This is a genomic window from Secundilactobacillus malefermentans DSM 5705 = KCTC 3548 (assembly GCF_001436395.1).
In the GTDB taxonomy this organism is placed as follows: Bacteria; Bacillota; Bacilli; order Lactobacillales; family Lactobacillaceae; genus Secundilactobacillus; species Secundilactobacillus malefermentans.
The window spans coordinates 1-20,723 of the sequence record NZ_AZGJ01000018.1 but is presented as its reverse complement, the minus strand read 5'-3'; the positions used below and the strand labels follow the sequence as shown (position 1 = coordinate 20,723).

Sequence of the window (20,723 nt, the reverse complement as noted above, 5' to 3'; positions counted from 1 at the left end):
CCTAATTGCGAATCGAACCTATTTTTATTCTGCAGATACTTTGATTGATCCATTTTCAATTTTCTTTTGGTAGCTCTGAACAATCTTCCATGCGGATTTACTCATATTGTCATTAACTAATGAAACACCATCATCCTTCAGATCATATGAAAGGGTTTTGCCACCAGGGAACTTGTTCTTCATTGCATCATTGGATAGGTCTTCAACTGCAGTTCCTACCTCTTTGACAGATGAAGCTAACGTGACGTTACCGCCTGAATACTTACCGTCAGCCTTTTGATCTTGATCAACACCAATGACCCAGACTTTATTGCCGCTCTTTGAGGCATTCTTGGCTGCCGTAAACACACCAGCACCAGTACCACCAGCTGCATGATAGATAACATCTTCGCCATTATTGTACATAGCGGTTGCTAATGACTGACCGACATCTGCTTTTGTAAATGAGCCGGCATATTTAACATCAACCTTAATTTTTGGATTAACAGCCTTTACGCCTTGTTGAAAGCCGGCCTGAAAAGTTTTAATAAGTGAGCTCTTAACGCCACCAACAAAACCAACTTTATTTGTTTTAGTCGTTTCTGCTGCTGCCACACCAGCTAAGAAGGAAGATTGTTCGGTCTTGAAGGTTACTGAAGCAACGTTCTTCCGGTTCTTAACAACAGAGTCAATAATTGCGAAATTGACTTTAGAATTATCTTTTGCGGCATCACTAATTGCATTATCTAAGTTATAGCCAATTCCAAAGATTGTTTTGTAGTTCGCTTTAATCAACTTGTTAATGTTTGGCGTGAAGTCTGAATTAGAACTAGACTCCGCGTAGTTAAACCCATTGACACCCTTGGTTAAATCGTGACTTTTACCCCAGGCTTTCAAACCCGTCCAGGCGGATTGATTAAATGATTTATCATCAATTCCGCCACCATCTGTCACCAATGCAGCTGTATGAGAATTCCTTTTACTAGAAGAACTGTTACCACAACCCGTTAACACGCCACCAATTAAGAATAATGCTGCTGAAAGAACCACGACTGCCTTTTTGTTCATGAGTAACCTCCAATAGATTTGATACCTAATTATAACCACTTAAATTTTATAAAATCAATACATTTATTATTTATTATTTTAAATAGTTCGTGTTTTATAATTATTTATGAGTTGTATAAGTTTTAACATACTCAAGATGTTTAAAAACACGAACAATTTTATATTTAACAAAAAAGGACTGAGATCCAATGATCTCAGTCCTTTTGGTGAATTAGAAGCCAGAATTTCTTTTTTTAATTTTTTGCTTTCCAACTTACATTGGTTTCACGCTGCCTCGTTCTTCAATCTTAATTGACGTAAACTTGGTCGTCCTACCGCTTTCGAGTGCCCTGACGCCTTCAACCCCCATTTCAAAGAAAGCCTGGGTAACACTGGTCAACTGTGGCTGAACAATTTTGCATAGGTCGGTGCCATCAATACTAATGATTGAAAGGTCGTCTGGCACAGCGATTCCATAGTCATGTGCCTGATTCAGAAGACCGATGCCAACCATATCACTCGCAGCGACCACAGCCGTCATTCCGGAATGTTCGCCAAACTTCTTCATAGCATCAATCCCGGCGTCATAACTGTAATCCCCATACTGAATCCATTTTTTAAGGGGCTTAATGCCAGCCTCTGCCAGCGCTTTTTCATATCCTGCCAAACGATTTCGGCCCGTCATCGCATTCTTTTGAACGTCAATTCCGGCCAATCCAATTTTTCGGTGACCCTTATTTAACAAATAGCTGGTTGCTTGATATCCAATCTCTAAATCATTGGATGATATGTATGAGATTTGCTCGTCAGTAAATGCCTGTGATAATGAAATATATGGAATTTGGGCCTGGTTTAAAAGCGCCAAATCATCGGTTGAAACATCGACAGAAAGAAGTAGAATGCCTTTTACCGACCGTTCAATCACGGTTTGAATGGCCCGGTGCTGCATTTGTGCATCCCCGACCCCTGCATACACAATAATGGCGCTAAGATCGTGTTCATTGGCTTCCTGTTGAATGCCTTCGATAATGCTATTCGAAAAGTTCGTTTGCGTTGAGTTGATGACAACCCCAATTGCCTTACTTTTCTGAGTCGCTAATTCGGCAGCTGCCGTGTTTTTTTGATATCCCAGCTTCTCTGCAGTTTTCTTGACTTTACGAGCCGTTTTTTCAGAATAGAACGATCCCTTATTCGATAAAACTCGGGAAACGGTTGTAATTGAAACCCCTGCCGCTTGTGCAACATCTTTGATTGTGACCGTCATAATTGCTGGCCTCCCTCTAACTTATTTTTATTATAGCAAAAATTCCTGAACATCCTGATATTATCACTATCAAGGCATTTTGTGAAACATTAAACGTTTGTGTTGCTGCTATATAGCTATTGCAAACGTTTTCTTTTTGACCTATACTCGATTTTGTAAACGAACAATAACTCATTTATTCATTGCTATTATTTTAAATCTAATTCCTAGGGGGAATGTTTCATGGAAGCTTCTAATGATTCACTGCCAAAACTACCTTTACTAACCCTTTTTGCCATGACATTTGGTTATTTCGGCGTCAACATGGCGTTTTCGCTTCAATCATCGCAAATGGGTCGGATTTTCCAAACGATTGGTGCTGACCCAACCAAGCTTGGCTTCTTCTTCATTTTGCCACCGCTTGCCGGAATGGTTGTTCAACCGTTGATTGGTAAGTATTCCGACAAAACCTGGAACCACTTCGGGCGTCGAATGCCATACCTCATCATCGGTGCACCCGTGGCAGCACTCGTCATGGTTCTTCTGCCCAACGCGGGATCATTCGGCTTTGGGTATGCCTCGGTTGCCGCACTGCTGTTTGGTGCCATTGCCATCCTCTTCATGGACTTGTCATCAAACGTCTGCATGCAACCATTTAAGATGGTTATCGGGGACATGGTCAATGAGGATCAAAAGGATCTTGCCTGGTCATGGCAACAATCCTTCGCCAACCTTGGCGGGGTACTTGCAACCTTACTCCCATTCTTACTAACGAGTATTGGGATTGCAAACGTCGCACCAAAAGGATCCGTTCCACTTTCCGTTAAATTGGCCTTTTACATTGGCGCTGCCCTTCTATTAGGAACCGCCATTTACACGATTGCGTCAGTTCACGAATACGATCCAGATACCTACGCAGAATATCATCATCTCAAAAAACAACCCAAGAAAAAATCTGAAAGTCTTTGGAAATTATTACTCAAGGCGCCCCGTTCCTTCTGGGAAATTGCGTTAGTTCAGCTATTTGCCTGGTTTGCAATTCAGTACCTTTGGACATACGGAACCGGTGCAATTGCCGCTAACGTTTGGAATACATCAAATCCTGCTTCAGCAGGTTATCAAGATGCTGGTAACTGGTTCGGAATTATGACCTGTGTTGAGTCATTAGCCGCCGTTATTTGGGGCTTCCTGGTTCAATCACACACAAGCCCAACTCACCGAAAATTCTGGTATCGGCTCGGACTTGTAATCGGCGGTTTTGGCTTTATCGGCGTCTTCTTCGTCCACTCACAGCTATTGCTTATCATTCCATTTAGCATGATTGGTATCGCTTATTTGGCAATGCAGACCCAACCATTTTCAATCTTTACCGAAGAGTTAAACGGTCAAAACGAGGGTGCTTACCTCGGACTCTTCAACTGCGCCATTTGCCTACCTCAAATTATTGCCTCGCTTTGCAGCTTCTTCATTTTCCCACTTATCGGAAAATCAATGCCCGGCATGATCTTCGTTGGTGGCGTTGTGATGTTAATCGGCGCCTTATCAGTTGGTATTATTCACGAAAATAAAAATGTTATTGAAGTTAAAATTTAGGAGGAATTAATGATGGCTCAATCAAAAGATTGGTGGAAACATGCAGTTGTTTATCAGGTTTACCCACGAAGTTATCAAGATAGTAATGGCGATGGGATTGGTGATTTACCAGGTCTAACGCAACGACTTCCATACATTAAGAAATTAGGAGCCGACGTCATCTGGTTGAATCCAATTTACAAATCTCCCGACAAAGATAACGGCTACGATATTGCGGATTATAAATCAATCCAACCCGCTTATGGCACAATGGCCGACTTCGACGAGTTGCTCGCAACCGCCCATAAATTAGGCTTAAAAATTTTAATGGATCTAGTTGTGAACCACACTTCAGATCAAAACGAGTGGTTCAAAGAAAGCCGCAAATCACGCGACAATAAATACAGTGATTATTACGTTTGGCGCGATCCCGTTGACGGACATGAGCCCAACAACTGGGGCTCCTACTTCAACGGCCCAGCTTGGACGTATGATGAAAATCGCAAGCAATACTACTTGCACTTATTTGCGCCAGGTCAACCCGATTTAAATTGGGAAAATCCAGAAGTTCGCGAAACGGTCTTTGACGTCATGCGTTTCTGGTTAGACAAGGGTGTTAATGGCTTCCGAATGGACGTTATTAATCTGATTTCGAAACCTGAAGGCCTTCCTGACGCTCCAAATCCAGAACATGCCAAGTATGCAAACGTTGAACCATTCGTTTCTGATGGCTATCGTTTGAATGAATTCTTGCAGGAAATGAATCGTAAAGTGCTTTCGAAATACGACGACATCATGACCGTTGGTGAAATGCCTGGATCAACACCACAAGATGCCACGGAGTACACCGGATTTGACACAAATGAGCTGAACATGATCTTCCAATTCCAGCACGTCAGTTTGGCGGGTAATCCTGATAAGCGTTTGGGCAAATGGAACGATCAACCAATTCCACTTAGCGATTTAAAGAACGCCCTCTCACGCTGGGAAGTCGCCCTTAATGGGAAAGGTTGGAATAGCCTCTACTGGAACAACCATGACCAGCCACGCGCCGTTTCCCGATTTGCCACGGACGACCCTAAGTACCGCGTTCTCGCCGCTAAAATGTTGGGAACAACGCTGCACATGATGCAAGGGACCCCTTACGTTTATGAGGGCGAGGAACTTGGTATGACCAACGTTCATTACCAGAAGCTTTCACAATACGAGGATTTGGAGTCAATCAATGCGTACCACGAATACGTCGACCAAGAAAAGCTCTTGCCAGGCGACACGATGCTCAAGTACTTATCCAACATGTCGCGGGACAATGCGCGAACACCGATGCAGTGGGATGAATCCGCTAACGCAGGCTTCTCAACCGCAACACCGTGGTTTGACCTCAATCCAAACTACCCTGAAATCAACGCAAAGGATGCTTTGGCAGATCAACATTCAGTCTTCTACTACTATCAAAAATTAATTGCGTTACGCCACAAGAGTGATTTAATCGTTTATGGTGATTACGAAGAAGTTGCCGCTGACGATAAGGACGTATTCTCATACAAACGCCACTATAACGGGCAAACGCTACTAGTCATGAGCAACTTCAGCAACCATGAGGTCAACCGTGATTACGGCCAAACGAAGGCGGATCACCTGGTTATCGGAAACTATAACGATGACGAGGGAGAGACGCTGAGGCCTTATGAATCAAAGGTATATGTGATGTAATGAAAAGAAGCCGAAATCAACTGATTTCGGCTTCTTTTTTTTCTATTCACTATTTAAAACTTTAATCTACATCCTCTGGATCATGCACAACTAACACGTCACACTTTGCATTTGCAACCACGTACGTTGTGTTTGACCCAATCACGGCTCTTTCTAACTTATTGAGCCCAGTTGACCCCATCACAATTAAATCAATGCTTTCCTTTTGCGGAATTGTTTTAGCTAATTCCACCTTTGAATTGCCATAGTAAACCTTTGTATCAACTGGCAATCCAGCCGCTATCACTTTTTGTGTATAGCCGCGCATTAATTCCTTAGTCCGGTCATCTGCCCGTTTCTTCTCTTCAACCATAATTGGTGCGCCCATTCCGGCGCCTCCAGCCATGACTGGTCCAAATTGGGTATCAGCCTGTACGGTAACTAATAATAAGCTTGAACCATTCTTCCTGCCAATGTCGATTGCAGTATCCAATGCATTTTCTGCTTGGGGTGAGCCGTCAATTCCAACTAAAATTTTATGATAGGTTCTCATGGCGGTGCCTCCTTAAGTAGTGGCTTCTGTGGGCTAACTATTACCTTAATTCCAGTCTAACAAAGGTATTTTTAAGGATAAAGAAATGTGCCTATGTTAAAAAGGACACCACCAACTTAATTATCACATGAGATTCAAGGACACTACATTTTTAAGATTGCGGACATTTGCCATAACCCATATGTGAAAACACCTAGCGCTATCACAAATATCACGACTTCGTAGGGCTTGAAAACGCGCACTGATTCTTTTCTTCTGACGTAAATGTACATCAGGGTTCCCGGTACCAAGGATAAAATTGTGAGTACCAAATAAATGGCACCTGAAGCATAAATTAACCAGAACATATAAAGGGTCGCGATGATCCCCACAAGCATGTCTGTTGAAACTAATTTAACGTGAGTTTGATAATTAGTTTTTAGCTGAAACAGCACAACACAAGTATAGGGAAGTAAGATTGTGGCCGATGAAAACTTCATGAACAACGAATACGCCTGATCCGTTATAAAGAAACTAAACAGCATCCCTTGAACAATCAAATTTGTAATAAAGGTTGAATTGACGGGCATTCCCCGCTTATTTTCCTTTGTAAATATTTTAGGAAATAGCTGCTGTTTGCCGGCTTGGTAAGCAACCTCTTCAGCCAACATTGTATTTGCCATCCACGCACCAAATATTGCGATAATCACGCCAATATTAACGATTATGGCTCCCGGTTTCCCGATAATATCAGCTAAAACGTAAGCCATCGCAGGATTAGGAAGTTTACTCAACTGACTCTGAGTCAGTAAACCATACGAGAAAACGGTCACCAATACATAGATTAGTGTCACTGCACCAAATCCTAGAATGGTTGCCTTGCCGACATCCGTTCGTTTCTTCGCTCTTGCAGAAAAAACAACCGCTCCTTCAACGCCAATAAAAACAAACATGGTGGATAAAACAGTCCCTTTTAGTTGAGTCAAAATGCCGGTCGCAGGAACTGCCTTTGACCCGATGCTTCCCCAAAAATCATGAAAGAATATTTGCGCGTGAAATGCGCCAATAATGCAAACAATGAAGATGATGATGGGAACTAATTTTGCAATCATGACTAAGGCATTTAAAATTGTCGCCTGCTCAAGTCCCCTGGTAATGCAATAATTTATCAGCCAGAGAACGATTGACGCCCCAATAATTGACGGAACATTTTGACCGTTACCAAAAATTGGGAAAAAGTAAGCCAAGGCGCTAAACATTAGTGTTCCAAATGCAACATTGCCGATGATGACCGACAACCAATAGCCCCAAACCGAGTTAAATCCGATGTAATCGCCAAATCCAGCTTGCGCGTAACTAAAAATACCTGCATCTAAATCCGGGCGTTTTTCAATCAAACTCTCCATACAAAACGCCAGTGAGCCCATCCCCACGCCTGCAATGATCCAGCCAATAATGGTGACACCAACCGAGGCAGTGCTGGCCATTTCCTTCATGAGGTTAAAGATTCCAGCGCCAATAATGGCACTCATGATAATCCCGATTAAAGGAAATAACCCAATTTTTCGTTCAGCTTGCTGCATATGGTCACCTTCCCTTATTTCAAATTCAAAAAATCATTTTATGAAATAAAGTTAAAAGCGAAGTGATAAGCAGCTTAATCCACCGTCAATTTTACGATACTCCGACGTATCAACATTCAAAACCGGATAGCCTAAACCTTCAATTTTCTTTTGAATCTTAGGGTAACCGGATGCCACGATAACAGTTCCATTAACCCAGATACAATTGGCACCATAGGCTTCATCTGGATCGATTTCTAATTTATTAAATGTGTCAAAACGTGGATCATTTTTAAACTCACCGGAAACGAGCAGATTGTTATTCTCAATGTAGGATAAGCCGGTCTTTAAATGTAGAACCTCTTTTAACGGAACTGCCTCACCAGATAAGCCATATTTCTCAAGGATCGCAATCATTTGATCTGCGCCAGCCTGGTTTGTCCGAGCGGAAAGTCCGATGTAAAAATGATCACCAACCATCATAATATCCCCAGACTCTACCGTTCCCGGCTCCTTTATGGTCTCAATATTTTGATTGAATTTTTCTAGCGCTTCCTTCATGTCCGGAAGTTCTGCTTCTTTACGACGCGTTAGGGCTCCTGGACGGGTAATAATGGCAACTTTACTGGTACACAGGGCCACATCTTCAACAAAACAGGAATCAGGAAATTCATCATGTGGCGCTAATACCGTCACATCCACACCCAGCTTCGTTAAAGCACTCACGTAATTTTCATGTTGCACTAACGCTTTGCGGTAATCTGGCTTACCTTCGTTTGCGCTCGTGATTCCTTCTGAAACGGTCTGTGATGGAACTCTGACAATGACATTTTTGAACATGCTGCTTTCCTTCTTCCTTGTAAAATTAAAACATGATTAGAATATACATCAAATAAAATAATAATTCAAATAAATAATTAAAAATGCCACTATTATACATAAATTGAATAAAAATTCTCAGGAAAAAACTTCCTGAGGCTAACTTTCTCCTTGAGTAGTTGCCAAACCATAAATTCAAATTTACTGTGTAATCTGCATCATTTATATTAATTTGATGTAGAATGGGATTGAACTGGATCCTGGTTTTAATTGACATCGTAATCATTACTTCGTTGCTATTCTGCATCATTTAACGTAAATTGATGTAAAATATTGGTGAAGGAGTTCTACGATGAAAGAATTTGACTATGAAAATCTAAATAATCTGATAATTACACCTGAGATGGCCAAAAAGATCGGTCAAATTGGTGAATTACGTGGGCAATTGAAAAATATTCAACAACAAAATCCAACCATGCTTGATCGATTAATTGAAGTTGCTAAAATCCAAAGCACAGATTCATCTAACCGAATTGAAGGAATTTACACCAGTAACACTCGGCTACGTCAACTGGTAGAAAAAAAGACTATGCCACATAATCGTAGTGAAGAAGAAATTTCTGGCTATCGCGATGTCTTAGATTTAATTCACCAACAATATGCCTACATTCCAATCTCAGATAGTACCATTCTAACAATGCACAAGCGGCTGTTCGAATTCACCGCGAGTACCTGGGGTGGTCACTTCAAGGATATTGACAATCAAATTATTACAACATTTGCTGATGGCACATCAGAAGTAAGGTTTAATCCAGCGCCTGCCTTTATTACACCAACGCTAATTGATAATTTATGTAATAACTATCAGAAGGCTGTAGACAAAGAAGAGATTCCCCTCCTTTTGCTTTCCGGAGCATTCGTGTTTGATTTTGTTTCTATTCACCCATTCCGTGACGGAAATGGACGAATGTCTCGCTTATTAATGTTACTAACGCTGTATCAAATAGGTTACGGCATTGGCTGCTATATTAGTATTGAGTCATTAATCGAAAAAACTAAAACTAACTACTATGACACCCTCAAAGATAGCTCGGTTGGCTGGAATGAGAATACAAATTCATATACACCATTCTTAAATTATTTTCTGAGCGTCATTTTACAAGCTTACCGTGAACTGGCACAACGAGTTAAGCCAGATGAAACATGTAAAGTACCAGTAAAAGCCCTTATTTTGGATGCACTTAGAAGCGAACTTAAACCGCTAGCCAAGCGTGAATTAGTTGGGTTAATTCCTAACTATAGTCAAATTACGATTGAGCGAGAATTGAATGCATTAATCAAAGAACAAGAAGTAGAAAAAGTCGGTGGTGGACGTTCAACTAAGTACATTTTAAATAATAAAAAGTAGCTTAATTCCGGTGATACCACGGAATCAATCTACTCTCATATAAATTAAAAGAAGAGATCCTTGAATGCTTATTCAAGGGTCTCTTCTCTGATTATTATCTAATTAAGCAGTTGCGACTTCTTTAACCTTTGTCTTTAGAACATCATAGCCTAAGTCTTTTACAACTTTAGCTAAATCGTCTGCGGTAATTTGGTCATCATCGATAACGGCTTTTACCTTACTTGCGTTAAATAAAACTTTTGTATCCTCAACGCCAGCTTGGTTGCTAACGGCGCTTTGAATCTTAGTCATACATGATGGGCATGTGAGATCTTCTAATTGTAACGTTACTTTTTGTTTCATAATTAATTCCTCCTCTTTCTTATCTACAAATACAGTATATGATGAATTATCGTTTATTTACTTGATTTAAGTCAAGAACCAGAATCTTTTTAAAATTTATTTTGCGGGTTCGAGGGCAACATCGCCAATTTCGTCCGTTGGTTTGCCAAAGCCGATTAATCTCATGGCATTGAAGATAACGACTAGGATACTTGCTTCGTGCACGAACATCCCACTAGCCATGTAGATGAAGCCAAGAAGTAATCCGATGAACAGGAAGGCAACCACGCCAACTGCGATGACAATGTTTTCTTTGGTGTTTAAGACGGTTCGTTTAGCTAATCCATAAGCATGAACCAAGGCGGCAAAATTAGATTGCATTAAGACAACGTCTGAAGTTTCAATGGCAACGTCGGTTCCACTTCCCATGGCAATTCCGATGTCGGCAGTGGCAATCGAAGGGCTATCGTTAATTCCGTCACCAACGAAGGCAACTCGGCGGCCATCCTTTTGGAACTGCTTTACAAATTTAACTTTATCTTCGGGCATCAATTCTGCATGAACTTCATCAATTCCGATTTGTTCAGCCACGAAATTGGCAGTTGCTGCATTATCACCGGTTAACATAACTAAGTGCTTAGCCCCTTCTTTACGAAGTGCGGCCAATTCATCGGCAATTTCAGGACGGATCGTGTCGGAAACGCCAAGGATCAATTGTAACTGATTTTTAACGGCGACAAGGACAACGGAACTTCCATGTGATTGGAGCTCTTTCATATCGGAAACCTGCTGATCGGTCATCGCTACGTTGTTCGCTTGCATTAATTTTTGATTACCAACCAAAACCTCTTGGCCGTCAACGTTTGCGGCAATTCCTTGGCCCTTGGTGGTTTCGTTATCAGCAATTGGTAATGCGTTATATTCAAGTTTCTTAGTTGTGGCATACGTTGTGATTGCACGACCAAGTGGATGATCTGATAATGTTTCTACTTTGGCGGTCAAAGCAATGACTGAATCCAAATCGTCTGAATAGTTCTTAACGGCTGAAACGGCTGTGTTTCCCTTAGTTAACGTTCCAGTTTTATCAAAGACAAATGTATCAACTTTGGAGAATGTGTCCATTGCGTCGCCACCCTTGATGAGGATGCCTCGTTTGGCACCATTCCCAATTCCGGCAACGTTTGAAACGGGCGCCCCAATGACCAAAGCACCTGGGCAACCAAGCACTAGAACCGTGATGGCAAGCTTGAAGTCTTGCGAAAACAGGAAGACGATGATTGCTAAAAGTAAAACGGCTGGTGTGTAATAAGTTGAGAAACGGTCGATAAATTTTTCGGCGTGTGATTTTGTATCCTGGGCATCTTCGACTAATTCAATAATCTTAGCAAAAGTGGTATCATCCCCAACTTTGGTAGCTTCCACCTTTAGAAAGCCATCACTGACAATTGTTCCAGAGAAAACACTGTCGTCGACTTGCTTAGAGATTTCTTTTGATTCACCGGTAACGGCTGATTCATCCGTGTATCCGTGACCTTCAACGATTTTACCATCGACTGGGATTGAAGCCCCAGTCTTGACGAGCACAACATCTCCCTCGTCAACGTCATCAACATCGACCTCTTCGGTGGTGCCGTCATCTTGGACAACTAATGCGGTTGTTGGCGCCATTTCGGTTAATGATTTGATTGATTCACGTGTTTTGGATAGGGTTCGTTTTTCGAGGTAGCCACCAAACATGAACAGGAAGGTGACGATTGCGGATTCGTTATACTCTCCGATAATGAAGGCGCCAATGACGGCGATGGTAACCAACAATTCAATGCTGATTACTTTGACCTTCAACGCTTGATAGGCGTGAATGAAAATTGGAATAACGGCGATAATGGAGGCAACGGCTAATGTGACGTCGTAGCCAACGTTACTACCTAGTGCATACTTTGCGAGATATCCTGCGATAATTAAAATGGCTGTGAGTAACGTAATTTGATTTGAGTGCTTTTCAATATATTGTTGAAATTTCATAATTGCTGCCTCCTATTGGCTTTCTATAGTTACATCATAAGGCCTTAAGGAGGATATGAAATTGACGCACATCAAGTTAAACAAAAAAGAGCAAAACTTTTTAAAGTTCTGCTCTAAAGGTTACCGATTTCCACTCAACAACGTGTAGTAACTTGTTGCCGATTCCTTTATCAATAATTTTTTATGATTAGCCGATCTTGTTAGATTAAAAGTTGAATAATTGCCGGTTTGGGTATAGACCCCATTCAAGACGTAATGGTTCCCATACTTATAGTACCGCATCTTTTCCATACCATGGTACGGATAGCGATACTTCTTGCCACCAACTTTGTTCCAACCACTAATGCGGTCCCAATAGTGGGTCCCGTTAATCCAAAAGGTTTCGTTTTGTGTGTGCCAGTATCCCTGCGCAAATCCAGGCGTGCCGTTATGCCAAGTGATGATTTTTGAATACCACTTAGTTGGCTTATCCGTAATGATAATATAGAAGCTTCGATTTGAGGCGACATATTTGCGCGTACTTCTGATAGTGTAGCCGCCCGTGGCCATTTTCCAGCCACTTGTGTAAATCTTGGAACCCTTTTTCAGGGTACTATATTTTGAAAAAGTATTAGCTGCTTCATACTTTCCAGTCTTGACCTGGTATACCTGCATGTTTCGCTTGGCTTTAACCAGCATTGTTGCATTTTTCGCGTAATCATTTCCATTTAGATATGAAGACGCGTGAACAGGTTTATCCGTCAGGTTGACTAGACAAATGAACACTATTAACCCCAGAATAACCGTCGAAATTTTCTTGCTAACTTGCACTTTGACCCCTCCTATATAGTTTAGGATACAGGACAGTTATGCTGGTTTCAATAATCATTAAAGATTAATTTGTTCCATACAAAAAGGCAGAACCTTAAAAAGGATTCTACCTGTTACAAAAGCTTTCGTAATCGGGCTCCAACAGACAACTTCCTACGCCTAACTACGATTAGNAAACAATCCAAGTACAGGATTATTCGCTAATCTAGGTTACGCTCAGAAGCTAATCGTCTGTTGTCGCACCTACCCGTTCTTCCGTATTCCTCAACAAATACGTCATCAGGAACGACACCGCCAAGAATCCTGCCACCACCACGTACGGATAGTGCGGATTCATATCCAACAATTCACCCGACATAATGGGTCCAATAATATTTCCGATACTCGTCAGCGACATGTTTAGGCCATTCATGAACCCTTGATTGCCGCTACTAATCTTCGTAATCAACGAGGTTATCGCAGGGCGCAGCAAGTCAAACGCTGTGAAGGCAAACAGGGTCGCGATGACCACTTCCCATTTGCTGTGAGCGAGCACAATCCACAATGTCCCAATGAGAGATATCAGAAACGCATACCGAATCACCCGTTTTTCCTGAAATGCCAACACCAGTCGATCAAATAGAACCACTTGCAAAATCAGTGATAGAACCCCATTTATCGTCAGCACTAACGCAATATCCGACATTGTAAAATGGAAGACTTGGTTTACATACAAACTGTAAATACTTTCAAACCCTTGGAGTCCAAATGAAGAAATGAGAATCATCGCAAACAAAAGCACGACAGCCGTGGTCAGGATATCCTTCATTTTTCCTCGGTGAACCAGTGGCCCAACTTCCTTGGCGATTTGCTCCTTAGGAATTAAATCCTCTTCCTTTGGCAAAAAAATTGCTAGGGAAATCATACTGAGTAATCCCAAAGCAGCTGCCGCCCAGAATGGAAATTTATAGTCGATTCTGGCCAGAATACCACCCAGCCCAGGTCCCAAAATGAGACCTCCACTGAATGCGGCCGATAGATACCCAATGACTTTTGCTCGCTGACGTTTCGTCGTAATGTCAGCCGCCATTGCCATCGATGTTGGGACAACCATTGCGGCGGAAAGACCGCCAATAATTCGTGACACGTTAAAGAATAATAGCTGATTCGTCCATGCAAAGACAATTTCAGAAACCATATACAGCAATAGTCCAATGACTAGCACCGGTTTCCGGCCTGCCCGATCAGAAATTCGACCAATGATTGGAGAAGCGGCAAACTGGGCAAACGCAAACAGGGACGTCATAACCCCCATATCCGTTGCAGTAAAGTGATATTCATTACGTAAAAATGGCATCACCGGAATGACCAAGCTGATTCCCAAACACACGAGAAATTCACTTAAAATCAAAATGGTGATCGCCAACCGTACCTTTTTAGTCATAAAGCGACCTCCCCTCAAAAAAAGCTCCAATACCCTCCAGTATAAAGGCAGATAAAGGGTTTGTCTATCTTCCCCACGAAAATGAACCCATAAAAATAGTGACCGAAAATTTACTTAATTTCCAGCCACTTTTAATCATCAAAATGGGGCATCCTCACCAATTAGAAACTGCTTCGTTTTCGCTTCTCAATTTGAATAACTGTTTTGCCCGAATGATGCGCTTCAACCAGTTCATGGGCCTTAATCACATCTGTCAAAGTAAAGCTTAGATTGTTTTCAACTCGAAGTGAAACACCCCAGGTTGCCGATAGTTTTGTCCAGAATTCCAAAGCTTCCAAATTAGAATAGCCCTTGGTCGGATCAACGTGGTTCACCTTTACGCCATCCGTTTTAACTGGATAATCCAAATTGGCAATCAGGATAATTTGACCATTCGATTTCACGATTTCATCGCTTAGGCCGTTATCGTGGCCACCCAACGTCGCATTAAAAACAACGTCAGCTTGGGCGTCAAATCGGTCAGCATCGTAAGCCTCGTCATAAGCCAGAAACTCGTCAACCCCAATCCATTTGGCATAGTCAGCGTTCTTTGCCGATGCTGCACCAATCACGTGATGTCCCAAGCTCTTGGCCAATTGGACCAGCAATGAGCCAACAAGTCCGGTCGCACCTACAACGCCAATCACCGCATCATCGGTAATCGTTGCAAAATGGTGCCACGCATTATACGCGGCAATTCCTGGAGTTGGTAAACTTGCAGCATCTAAAAATGAAAGTGTTGCGGGTTTGGCAACCACTTTATCAGCGCTGGCATTCACAAATTCGCCATACGCACCGCTCGGCCGATAATTAATGACGTAATCGCCAACTTTAAAAGTCTTAACATTTTCACCAATCTTGACCACCTTACCCACCAAATCATTGCCAGGGACAAATGGAAATTTGAGCTCGCGGCCGCCTTTAAACTGGCCCTGCCTCAACAAGACATCATAAGGATTAATCCCAAACGCCATGTTTTCGATTTGAACTTGATCAGGTTTAGGATCCTTAATGTCTTTTTCAATTTCTTGAAATACGGATGGATCTCCGTATTCGGAAAAACCAAATGCTTTCATTCTGTCAGCCTCCTATTTGGGACGTTCAATTGAAATAATTTCACCTAACTTACCATAATTGCTGCCGGCTAAGCGGCTTATCGGATCCAATTTGCGTGCATCAACGTGGTAATTTGCCACATCAACTAAGTCATCTCGGAACACAAAGTTGACTACCTCCAGAATAAACAAGTCCGTCATCACTTGCGAATCATCCGCCTCAAGTGGCAAATGAGATTTCACCTTTACTTCAAAGGCCACCGCAGCTTCTGCCAAACGAGGTGTCTTAACTTTGCTCGAAGCAACCGTCTGTAACCCATTAGCGTCAACTTCACTTTCATCTGGCTGCAACGTTGCCGCCGTTTGGTTCATGGCTTCCAAATGTGCGCGATCCACAATGTGAATGACGCCCTCACCCGCAGTCACCAAATTTCGTGCCGTATCCTTCATCGCCCCATCTTGGCGACGGCGCATGACCGACAGCGAAACCAGCGGCTGCTCACTCGCCAAAACGGTAAAGAAACTAAACGGTGCCAAATTTAAGCTGCCAGTTTCCTCGTTTTGTGTGAGAGTCCACGCAATCGGGCGGGGGATCAACGCCCCCGCCAACAGCTTATAGCGTTCTCGTTCGGTCACTTGCCGCGGATCAATTTCTTTCATTTTCAAACTCCTCATTAAACCATTCTTTGGCTGCTTGCAATTCACTCGGTAAAATTTGGTGGGATTGCCTTTGGACATACCTCGTCAAATCAGCATCCTGCTGCTCAAAGGTATGCGCCAAAGTAGCAAAGTTCTCATCACTCACGATTGGATCAAGTGTCCCGTGTGACATCCAAATGGACATATCATTCAACCGTTGTGGGGTTTGAACCTTGCGCAACGCCATTGGGTGAAAGAAGAGAGCCGAACCAAAGTAACCCGTTTGATTCAATATGATATCCGCTGCAACGTTTGCACCATTTGAATAACCAACAACCACTAGCTGGCTGACATCCAGGTCATTCTCCGCGGCAAGTTCACTGATGGTTTGCTTCAACCACTCAATTTGAACAGCTAAGTCCTCCAAATCGAATCCCCCATCTGGTGTGTGCCGGAAAAAGCGGGTCATGCCATTTTCGATGAGTCGGCCACGAATTGAGAGGATGGTGGAGTCAGGAGAGAGCTCGGATGCGATTGGAATCAAGCTGTTTTCGTTGCCCCCCGTGCCATGAAGCAGCAGTAGGACAGGCTTTTCAGGATTACCTTTGATAAACCGATAATTGACCTCAGTCAACCGCATCAGCTCCCGTATCAATCGGATTCAAACCAGCTTGAATTTCCTCCCGTCGTTGTTCCAGAAACGGTGGTAGTTCCAAATGAATCCCGGCTTCTTCATACGTTTCGTCCTGTAGGAAACCAGGCCCGTTTGTTGCGAGTTCAAATAGAACCTGAGGTGCTGCACGGAAGTATTCTGATTTAAAGTAGAACCGGTCAACGAACCCCGATTGTGGTAATCCGGTTGCGCGCACCCGTTCAATCCAATAGCGCAACGAATCTTCATCATTTGTCTGAAATGCGGCGTGATGGACGCTGCCGTATCCTTGCACGGCAAGCGGTGCATCCGGATCGTGTTCCACGACAACTTGGGCGCCATGACCGCCATCGTTTAACTCAAACTTGCTGAAGGCTCCTTCAGTTTCTTTTTCGGTGAATCCCATTAAGTCCGTCAAAACGAGGCTTAAATGTTCACGGTTTATGACCGTGACGTATACGGGGCCTAACCCCACAATCGCGTATTTTTCAGGAACATCATTGTCCCGCCAAGGTGTGCCGCCACCAATGCCTTCGTTGTGTTCATCTGAAATTAAGGCGTATTGCTGGGTATTGCTGGTCGTCAAAGTCGTGAAATTTAATCATTTTTGTGCCAAATTGAACCGAAACATCTTCGTAGGCAACTTCGCTTTCGCTAAAACGCGCAGCCCAGTATTCGAGTGCGGCATCGTTTGGTACTCTAAAAGTTGTTCGGGAAATACTGTTGGTGCCGGGCCGCCCCTTCTGAATTCCAGGGAAATCAAAGAACGTCATGTCAGTTCCGGCCGTTCCCATGTCATCGGTGAAGTACAAGTGATAGGTATGAACGTCATCCTGATTAACGGTTTTCTTAATCAAATGCAGGCCCAAAACCTTTGTAAAGAAGTCATAGATTTTTTGTGCGTCAGAAGTAATCGCGGTCACGTGATGCACCCCAATTAAACTATTCATGTCCTTCGTCATTTAAAAACACTCCTCTCGCTTGATGATAGGCTAAAATTTCTGGTCGTTGTTCTTGCCAACGGGGACCCACTCGCAGCTTTTCGCCTAAGTGATCTAGCGGCTCATCCAAAGTAAATCCGGGGCCGCCCGTTGCAAATTCGATTCGCGTTCCGTTAGGTTCTTTTACATATAGACTGTAAAACCAGCCACGATCAATGTATTCTTCAATATTCATGTGCTGATCCTTCGCAAATTGGTGAACCGCATCCAACGTTTCTTTTGAGCCAACATCGAACGCAATGTGGTCAATGCTGCCCCGGCCAAATCGGGTTTTGCTGTCCTTGTCACCCTGTTTCACTTTGACGCCCGTTGTGTGATCCGCTTCGACCATGCTGGTTTCTTCATTAACCTTAAGCTCATCAAATGCCTTAAAGAAATCTAACGAAGCTTGGTAATCTGCACCATAGAGTTCCGTTTTATTTAAGCGAATAATTTGGTAGTCAGCCGGAATATCATTTGGAACGACTTGATCATCGCGCAACTTTTCATTCTTGTAGATAAAGCCAATTTTGATACCATCGGGATCATGGAAAACTAACGCATGGTCCTCGTAGTGAAATTCAATGTTCTTTTGCTCTAATCGTTTCTGCCAAAATCCATAAGATCCTTGGGGAACATCGTAGTAAATTGTCGAAAGGCGATTTGCGCCATCCGTCCTGTGACCCAGCAATGGCACTTGGATAAAAGTCGTTGCAGTGCCTGGCGTTCCTAAGTAGTCACCATAAAAGACATGCCGCATTTTCGGATTTTCCTGGTTGATTGAGTTTTTAATAAACCGAAATCCTAAAAAGTTAACGTAAAAGTCGTAATTCTGCTCTAAATCCTTCGTGAGAAGCGTAATATGATGGAGTCCAAACACTGCTGTCACCGCCTTAGTTTTGATTTTTCAATCGTAGTTTACACTACTAACAATAAATAAGCTCTTAATTAGCACCAACATTTGCGTATGATATTATTGAAGCATCAAATCCTTGGGGGAACTAATATGACAACTGGAAATTCATTACCAAAACAAATCAAAACAATTTGGGCGTTTCACGCTCTGGGCGAGTTCATTATTTTACTTGCCATTCACTTGGGATTCGTGGCAGCTTATCACTACTGGGCAGTTCCATTCCTTTACGTGATGATACTTATTTTTGGCGTTTTACTCGTCGCAGTGCCGCTCATTGACCTGGCATTAATTCCTTACCGCTATCGTTTCTGGCGTTATCAAATTTCGGAGACGGACGTGGAGTTGCAATCTGGGTTCGTTTTCCGCAAACGGGTTTCCGTGCCAATCGGTCGGGTTCAGGACGTCAAACTTGTCGCCGGTCCCCTCCTACAATGGCAAAAGTTGCAAAAAGTCGTCATCGAAACAGCGTCAACTTCGCATGATATCGATGGTCTTGAACTTGAAGCGGCCGAAAATTTAAGAGCCCAAATCATCCAACTAGCCAAGGAGGCTCGGAATGCCCAAATCTAGTCGACGACTACATCCCCTCGCCATTGTGTTAATGTTTGTCGGTTCAATTAAAAACTGGTTCATTTTGGGTCTCATGCTATTTCCGGTCATTTCTAATTTTGCTAAGCAATTCAGCTTTAGTGGCTTCTTCATTTATACGATCTTAATTTTGCTCTTATTTGCTTATGACTGCTTTCGCTATGCTTTTTTTACTTATGAAATTGGGGCGGATAGCCTGACGATTAATTCTGGGCTCATTGTCCGCAAACACACCCACATTCCTTTTGAACGAATTCAAAGCATCGAACAAAATCAGTGGTTCTTTTTTAAGCCATTCAACCTTGTTAAATTAAGTATCGAAACTGCCTCACAATCTGATAAGGCAGAGGCAACTTTGCCCTTGGTAAAGGCAACGGTCGCGACTGAAATTGAACAGCGCCGAACCCAAGACGTCCCAACGGAAGTAAACAAGGTCATCCCCGCTTTAGCAACCTATCAAATTGCCAATCGGGATCTCAATTTATACGCATTAACCTCACTCGGCATCATTCCCATTTTCATTGCGCTATCTTGGGTGTATAACCGCGTTGTGGATGTCCTGCCAAGCACTTGGCAAACGAATGCTGGCCAGTCGCTTCAAAAATTAAGTTTTGCTTACTTAATCATTGTGATTGTGGTCGTCTTCGTCATTGGCTTGGCATTCTCCTACTTAAATATTTTGCAAAAATACTACCATTTCAATTTAGCTCGGGTCGGAAATCGGCTTGAGGCAGAACGTGGCCTATTCAAAACCAACCACTATTCATTGCCAATTAATCGAATTCAAGCCGTCAGTTTCAAGCAAAACATTCTGCGGCAGCTTCTGCAATTGACGACAATTACCACCAACACGGCTTCCAAACAAGATGACGATGACAAAAATGAAAACATCACGATTATGCCGGTCATTAAGGACAATGCCGCTTTTTCATACTTGCACCCGTTTATTAATTGGGTTTCTCTGGATGCCCCTAAACTACAAAAGCTCACGCCAAATCGGTATTGGCTATTCATCCGAAATTCAGTTGCCACCGTGCTGATTCCCATTTTTCTGTGTCTCTGGTTTCTCAGGCCTTGGGGGTGGCTAAGTTTGCTGCTAATTCCTTGGGCAATGGGTCAAGGCTGGTACTCCGCAAAGTCTACCGGTTGGTTAATTGAAAATGACCAGCTAATTCTGCAAACGGGTCACTGGTTCAATCGGTCACTGACCGTGATTCCCCATTTGAACATCCAATCGCTCGCTTTTCGGCAATCAGTTTGGATGACAAGAACCCACTTGGCCCACCTGACCGTCAACGTTCGTCAGGGAAATGGGAACCAAGAAGTAGAAGTCCGATACCTACCTGAAAACGTTGTGCGTGACATTTATAAATGGTATCGCCAATAACCAAAAAAGAAGCAGCTTGAAGTGAACCCCAAATATT

The 20,723-nt window shown here is 42.8% G+C and carries 18 protein-coding genes and 1 pseudogene; 5 read left to right on the top strand and 14 right to left on the bottom strand.

Annotated elements, in window-relative coordinates; genetic code table 11:
* Window positions 1-24: 24 nt before the first annotated feature.
* Window positions 25-1,047, bottom strand: a complete 1,023-nt coding sequence (locus FD44_RS04840) for a BMP family lipoprotein (RefSeq protein ID WP_010619264.1) — start codon at window positions 1,045-1,047, stop codon at window positions 25-27.
* Between the two features lie 253 nt (window positions 1,048-1,300).
* Window positions 1,301-2,290 carry a LacI family DNA-binding transcriptional regulator gene (locus FD44_RS04835; protein ID WP_010619263.1) on the bottom strand — a complete coding sequence of 330 codons (990 nt, stop codon included), beginning with the start codon at window positions 2,288-2,290 and terminating at the stop codon, window positions 1,301-1,303.
* 222 nt (window positions 2,291-2,512) lie between these two features.
* On the opposite strand from FD44_RS04835, the gene FD44_RS04830 reads away from it, so the two are divergent.
* Together FD44_RS04830 and FD44_RS04825 are read left to right on the top strand one after the other, a co-directional pair.
* Complete coding sequence (locus tag FD44_RS04830; protein ID WP_010619262.1) at window positions 2,513-3,862, top strand: SLC45 family MFS transporter; 1,350 nt, start codon at window positions 2,513-2,515, stop codon at window positions 3,860-3,862.
* A 12-nt stretch (window positions 3,863-3,874) separates the two neighbouring features.
* Window positions 3,875-5,554 carry a glycoside hydrolase family 13 protein gene (locus FD44_RS04825; RefSeq protein WP_010619261.1) on the top strand — a complete coding sequence of 560 codons (1,680 nt, stop codon included), beginning with the start codon at window positions 3,875-3,877 and terminating at the stop codon, window positions 5,552-5,554.
* 61 nt (window positions 5,555-5,615) lie between these two features.
* Here the strand turns inward: FD44_RS04825 and FD44_RS04820 are convergent, their stop codons facing one another.
* The 3 genes from FD44_RS04820 to FD44_RS04810 form a co-directional block, all read right to left on the bottom strand.
* A complete protein-coding gene (locus tag FD44_RS04820) occupies window positions 5,616-6,086 on the bottom strand; it encodes a universal stress protein (protein ID WP_010619260.1) in 471 nt (156 codons plus the stop codon).
* Window positions 6,087-6,229: 143 nt separating this feature from the next.
* The gene (locus FD44_RS04815) at window positions 6,230-7,648 is read right to left on the bottom strand and encodes a basic amino acid/polyamine antiporter (protein ID WP_010619259.1); all 1,419 of its coding nucleotides are present in this window, start codon (window positions 7,646-7,648) and stop codon (window positions 6,230-6,232) included.
* 51 nt (window positions 7,649-7,699) lie between these two features.
* Window positions 7,700-8,467 carry a dimethylarginine dimethylaminohydrolase family protein gene (locus FD44_RS04810; protein ID WP_010619258.1) on the bottom strand — a complete coding sequence of 256 codons (768 nt, stop codon included), beginning with the start codon at window positions 8,465-8,467 and terminating at the stop codon, window positions 7,700-7,702.
* Window positions 8,468-8,798: 331 nt separating this feature from the next.
* On the opposite strand from FD44_RS04810, the gene FD44_RS04805 reads away from it, so the two are divergent.
* The gene (locus FD44_RS04805; RefSeq protein WP_010619257.1) at window positions 8,799-9,854 is read left to right on the top strand and encodes a Fic family protein; all 1,056 of its coding nucleotides are present in this window, start codon (window positions 8,799-8,801) and stop codon (window positions 9,852-9,854) included.
* A 102-nt stretch (window positions 9,855-9,956) separates the two neighbouring features.
* Here the strand turns inward: FD44_RS04805 and FD44_RS04800 are convergent, their stop codons facing one another.
* The 9 genes and pseudogenes from FD44_RS04800 to FD44_RS04760 form a co-directional block, all read right to left on the bottom strand.
* A complete protein-coding gene (locus tag FD44_RS04800; protein ID WP_010619256.1) occupies window positions 9,957-10,196 on the bottom strand; it encodes a heavy-metal-associated domain-containing protein in 240 nt (79 codons plus the stop codon).
* Between the two features lie 96 nt (window positions 10,197-10,292).
* A complete protein-coding gene (locus FD44_RS04795) occupies window positions 10,293-12,197 on the bottom strand; it encodes a heavy metal translocating P-type ATPase (RefSeq protein ID WP_010619255.1) in 1,905 nt (634 codons plus the stop codon).
* Window positions 12,198-12,317: 120 nt separating this feature from the next.
* The gene (locus tag FD44_RS04790; RefSeq protein ID WP_010619254.1) at window positions 12,318-13,007 is read right to left on the bottom strand and encodes a hypothetical protein; all 690 of its coding nucleotides are present in this window, start codon (window positions 13,005-13,007) and stop codon (window positions 12,318-12,320) included.
* A gap of 223 nt (window positions 13,008-13,230) precedes the next feature.
* The gene (locus FD44_RS04785) at window positions 13,231-14,430 is read right to left on the bottom strand and encodes an MFS transporter (RefSeq protein WP_010619253.1); all 1,200 of its coding nucleotides are present in this window, start codon (window positions 14,428-14,430) and stop codon (window positions 13,231-13,233) included.
* Window positions 14,431-14,591: 161 nt separating this feature from the next.
* The gene (locus FD44_RS04780; protein WP_010619252.1) at window positions 14,592-15,545 is read right to left on the bottom strand and encodes an NADP-dependent oxidoreductase; all 954 of its coding nucleotides are present in this window, start codon (window positions 15,543-15,545) and stop codon (window positions 14,592-14,594) included.
* A gap of 12 nt (window positions 15,546-15,557) precedes the next feature.
* Window positions 15,558-16,184: a flavin reductase family protein gene (locus FD44_RS04775; protein ID WP_010619251.1), complete on the bottom strand. Its 627-nt coding sequence runs from the start codon at window positions 16,182-16,184 to the stop codon at window positions 15,558-15,560.
* Window positions 16,171-16,803: an alpha/beta hydrolase gene (locus FD44_RS04770; RefSeq protein WP_029327498.1), complete on the bottom strand. Its 633-nt coding sequence runs from the start codon at window positions 16,801-16,803 to the stop codon at window positions 16,171-16,173. The genes FD44_RS04775 and FD44_RS04770 overlap by 14 nt, the downstream gene beginning before the upstream one ends.
* A pseudogene (locus tag FD44_RS04765) lies at window positions 16,790-17,765 on the bottom strand (ring-cleaving dioxygenase). Before FD44_RS04765 ends, FD44_RS04770 begins: the two are co-directional and overlap by 14 nt.
* Window positions 17,758-18,675 (bottom strand): glyoxalase/bleomycin resistance/extradiol dioxygenase family protein, encoded by a 918-nt coding sequence (locus FD44_RS04760; protein ID WP_010619247.1) that lies wholly within the window; start codon window positions 18,673-18,675, stop codon window positions 17,758-17,760. Before FD44_RS04760 ends, FD44_RS04765 begins: the two are co-directional and overlap by 8 nt.
* Window positions 18,676-18,801: 126 nt before the next feature.
* Here FD44_RS04760 and FD44_RS04755 point away from each other — a divergent pair, with 126 nt between their 5' ends.
* The gene (locus tag FD44_RS04755) at window positions 18,802-19,281 is read left to right on the top strand and encodes a PH domain-containing protein (protein ID WP_010619246.1); all 480 of its coding nucleotides are present in this window, start codon (window positions 18,802-18,804) and stop codon (window positions 19,279-19,281) included.
* Window positions 19,268-20,686 carry a PH domain-containing protein gene (locus FD44_RS04750; protein ID WP_010619245.1) on the top strand — a complete coding sequence of 473 codons (1,419 nt, stop codon included), beginning with the start codon at window positions 19,268-19,270 and terminating at the stop codon, window positions 20,684-20,686. Before FD44_RS04755 ends, FD44_RS04750 begins: the two co-directional genes overlap by 14 nt.
* Window positions 20,687-20,723: the final 37 nt, after the last annotated feature.